This is a genomic window from Hydrogenimonas sp. (genome assembly GCF_029933015.1).
Lineage (GTDB): Bacteria > Campylobacterota > Campylobacteria > Campylobacterales > Hydrogenimonadaceae > Hydrogenimonas.
Genome location: NZ_JAOZOZ010000159.1, coordinates 1 through 3,531, shown reverse-complemented (window position 1 = coordinate 3,531; position 3,531 = coordinate 1). Strand labels below are relative to the sequence as shown.

The following is a 3,531-nucleotide window of genomic DNA, read 5'->3' as shown; positions in this document are numbered from 1 at the left end:
TCAGTGACAAGGCCCATCTGATCCTCCCCTATCACCAGTTGATCGACCAGGCGAAGGAGCGGATGCGTGGCGACAAGGCGATCGGCACGACGGGCCGGGGCATCGGTCCCGCCTACGCCGACAAAATCTCCCGCTCCGGCCATCGGGTCGGGGAGCTGAAGGATGTCGATACGCTTTTCGAAAAGGTAATGGAGTACCTGGAGCAGAACAAGCCGATCTTCGAAGCGATGGGAGTGCAGATGCCCGATGCTCGGCAGATGAAAGCCGATCTGGAGCGTTATCGCGACGGGCTGATGCCCTACATCACCGATACGACCCAGATGATCTGGAGAGATCTGGAGGCGGGGAAAAAGATCCTGCTCGAAGGGGCCCAGGGGACGATGCTCGACATCGACCACGGCACCTACCCCTACGTCACCAGCTCCAACACGATCGCCGGGGGCGCCTGCACCGGTATGGGGCTTTCGCCCAAACAGATCGGCAGTGTCACCGGCATCGCCAAAGCCTACTGCACCCGCGTCGGAAACGGCCCTTTCCCGAGCGAGGATTTCGGTCCCGACGGCGACAGGCTCAGAGAGCAGGGACACGAGTTCGGCACGACGACGGGCCGCCCCCGCCGCTGCGGCTGGTTCGACGCCGTGGCCATCCGCCACGCCTGCGCCCTCAACGGGTGCGACCGGATCTCTTTGATGAAACTGGATGTCCTCGACGGTTTCGAAACCATCAAGATCTGTGTCGGCTACGAGTTCGAAGGGGAGCGCATCGACTACGTTCCCTACGATCTGGAACACGTGAAACCGATCTACGAAACCTTCCCGGGCTGGGACAAGGTGGAGGGAATCAGCGACTACGACGCCCTTCCCGACTCCGCCAAAGCCTACATCGAGACGATCGAGCGGGTCAGCGGCGTAAAAGTCGGGATCATCTCCACCAGCCCCGACCGCAACGATACGATCGTGAGGTGATAGGGATGGCGGGAATCGGGAATCGGGAATCGGGAATGGGAAGAAACCCCCGATGCTACCGTACCCAATCACCCATTTCCGACTTTCGATTCCCGATTCCCGGTAGTTTTTCATGCGCCGGAGCCGGCACATGAAAAACTACAAGGCCCTCGCCAAACTCCGCAAACAGCAGTTCGACCGTGCCGAGCAGGAGCTGGCCCTCGCCAATGCCAGGCTCAATCTTCTCTACGAGAAAAAGGAGTCTCTGAGGGCCGACGAACGGGCGGTGGAACCGCCTGTGAGAGGAACGGGCCTGCAGCTGGGCGGCGTGATATCCCACAAAAGAGCCATCAAGCGGGCGATCGAAGCGCTGGAGCTGGAGATCGATGCGGCGCGGCGGCTGAAAGAGGAAAAAGAGCGCCGTCTCAAAGCGGCCCATATCGCCTGGGAACAGGCCAAAAGCATCGAATCGCAGGCGCTGAAGCTGCTGATGGAAAAAGAGAAACGGGCTACGCAGAACCGCCTGGACGAGATCGCGTCCCAGCGCTTCTGGCGCGACAGAAACGAATGGGAAAGGGAGCGGTCGTGAGAGCGCTTTTTCTGATGCTGCTGCCCCTGCTGCTCTTTGCCGACAGGACACAGCTGCTTGAGTGCAACAAGATTTTCGAAGAGCGCAAACAGGAGCTCGAACTCAAACTCGAAGAGATCGACGAAGCGCGCCAGGCCTACGAAGCGCTCAAAGACGCGACGGAAGCGATGTTCAAACGCAAAGAGGCGCTGCTGCGCAAAAAGGAGAGCGATCTCAACGCCACCCGCCGGAAGCTGGAGGCGGAACGGAAGGAGCTCGAAGCGCTTATCGCCAAAAACGAGGAGCTCCTCAAGGCGATCAAAGAGGCGAAAGCGGACAAAGTGGCCCAGACCTACGCCAAGATGAAAGCCTCCGCGGCGGCGCAGATCCTCGAGCAGATGAAAGCCCAAGAGGCGGCCCGGATCCTGGCGACGCTCAAACCCAAAACCGTCGGAAAGATTCTTTCGAAAATGAGCCCCCAAAAGGCGTCGAAAATCACGCTTCTGCTCGAAGAAGAGATCCCCGAGAAGAGAAAATAGCGCGACCCACTTCGGCTTTTTAACCCCTTTCTTACATATCTTTCGCTAAACTATCAAAAAACTACGCCCGTATGCGCGGGTTGTCAAAGGCGCGTTATGAAGTTGAGTTTGGCCCATGCCCCCTATATAGCGAACAAAATCGGCATAGATCTGGCGAACGCACCTTTTGTGGAGATCAAACGGGGTCTGGAACCGGTGATCGAGAAAGCCAAAGAGGTGATCGAGAAAGATATCAAAAACGAGCGGGCACTCGAAGAGCGCGTGAACGAGCTTCTGGAGGAGAAGGAAGACGAGATCGAATTCATGCGGGCCGACGTGCGTCAGCTCTTCTGGATGATCAAGAAGAAACTGGCACCCGAATACGGTGTCATTCTGAACAACGAAGAGCGCTACAGCGATCTCTCGCACAAGATACTCAACGAACTCTGGGAAGAGGATCTTATCGACTACAGTGTCAACGAAAACCAGGTGAGGGGTGTCATCTTCAAAGCGATCGAAGAGTATATGAAATCCTTCGAACAGATCGAAGACGCCGTGCTCGAGAAGATGTCCCACTACAAGAGGAAACTGATCCCCGGGACCGAAGAGTACGATCTCATTTTCGAACGCCTCTACGAAGAGGAGCTACGCAGAAGAGGAATGATGTAATGAAACCTATCTATCTCTATCTCGAAAACGGTCTCTTTCTGGAGGGAAAGAGTTTCGGTGCCGAAGGCACACGTGTCGGCGAGATCGTCTTCAACACGTCGATGACGGGGTATCAGGAGATCGTCACCGATCCGAGCTATGCGGGGCAGTTTGTGACCTTCACGATGCCCGAGATCGGCAATGTCGGATGCAACGAAGAGGATATGGAGTCGAAGGCGGCCTGGTGCAAGGGCATCATCGTCCGGCAGTATCAGGAGGAGCCTTCGAACTTCCGCAGCGAAGAGCCGCTGCACGAGCTTCTGAAACGTTTCGACGTACTCGGTATCTGCGATGTCGATACCCGCTTCCTGACCAAAACCCTGCGGGAAGAGGGGGCGATGATGATGATCGCCTCGACGGAGATCTCCGACAAAGAGGAGCTGGCGAAACTTCTGGCCGACGCTCCCCATATCAGCGAAGTCAACTATATCGAAGCGGTCAGTACCAAGGAGCCCTACGAGCATACCCACGGCCACTACGATGCACGGGCTTTCCGCTACCACGACGCGCCGCAGCCGAAGGCACGCATCGTCGCCCTCGATTTCGGCGTCAAGCGCAACATCCTTAACGAACTGACCGAAGCGGGCATGCATGTGGAGGTGGTGCCCAACAGCGTCGACGCCGAGAAGCTGATCGAGCGGTACGAAAAGGGTGAGATCGACGGCGTTTTCCTCTCCAACGGCCCGGGGGATCCGCTCATTCTCAAAGAAGAGCAGGAGAAGATCCGCAAGCTGATCGCCGCGAAGGTGCCGATGTTCGGTATCTGTCTGGGGCACCAGCTTCTCTCCATCGC

5 protein-coding genes are annotated in these 3,531 nt (G+C 57.3%); all 5 read left to right on the top strand.

The window, feature by feature from the left end:
• Window positions 1–965 (top strand): adenylosuccinate synthase (locus Q1K23_RS08605; protein ID WP_300363854.1); only part of this gene is annotated, 965 nt, incomplete at its 5' end.
• Between the two features lie 130 nt (window positions 966–1,095).
• Window positions 1,096–1,533, top strand: coding sequence for a hypothetical protein (locus Q1K23_RS08600; protein WP_300363853.1), 438 nt, complete (start codon window positions 1,096–1,098; stop codon window positions 1,531–1,533).
• Entirely contained in the window at window positions 1,530–2,051 is a 522-nt protein-coding gene (locus tag Q1K23_RS08595) for a PDP protein (RefSeq protein ID WP_300363851.1), read from the top strand. The genes Q1K23_RS08600 and Q1K23_RS08595 overlap by 4 nt, the downstream gene beginning before the upstream one ends.
• 96 nt (window positions 2,052–2,147) lie before the next feature.
• Entirely contained in the window at window positions 2,148–2,699 is a 552-nt protein-coding gene (locus Q1K23_RS08590; protein ID WP_300363849.1) for a DUF507 family protein, read from the top strand.
• Window positions 2,699–3,531: glutamine-hydrolyzing carbamoyl-phosphate synthase small subunit (gene carA / locus Q1K23_RS08585; protein WP_300363847.1), on the top strand; the 833-nt coding region annotated here is incomplete at its 3' end. The genes Q1K23_RS08590 and carA, both read left to right, overlap by 1 nt.

Bases quoted from the DNA above. Each gene is read 5' to 3' on its own strand.
- Q1K23_RS08600 (WP_300363853.1), top strand. From the start codon at position 1,096: ATGAAAAACTACAAGGCCCTCGCCAAACTCCGCAAACAGCAGTTCGAC.
- Q1K23_RS08590 (WP_300363849.1), top strand. From the start codon at position 2,148: ATGAAGTTGAGTTTGGCCCATGCCCCCTATATAGCGAACAAAATCGGC.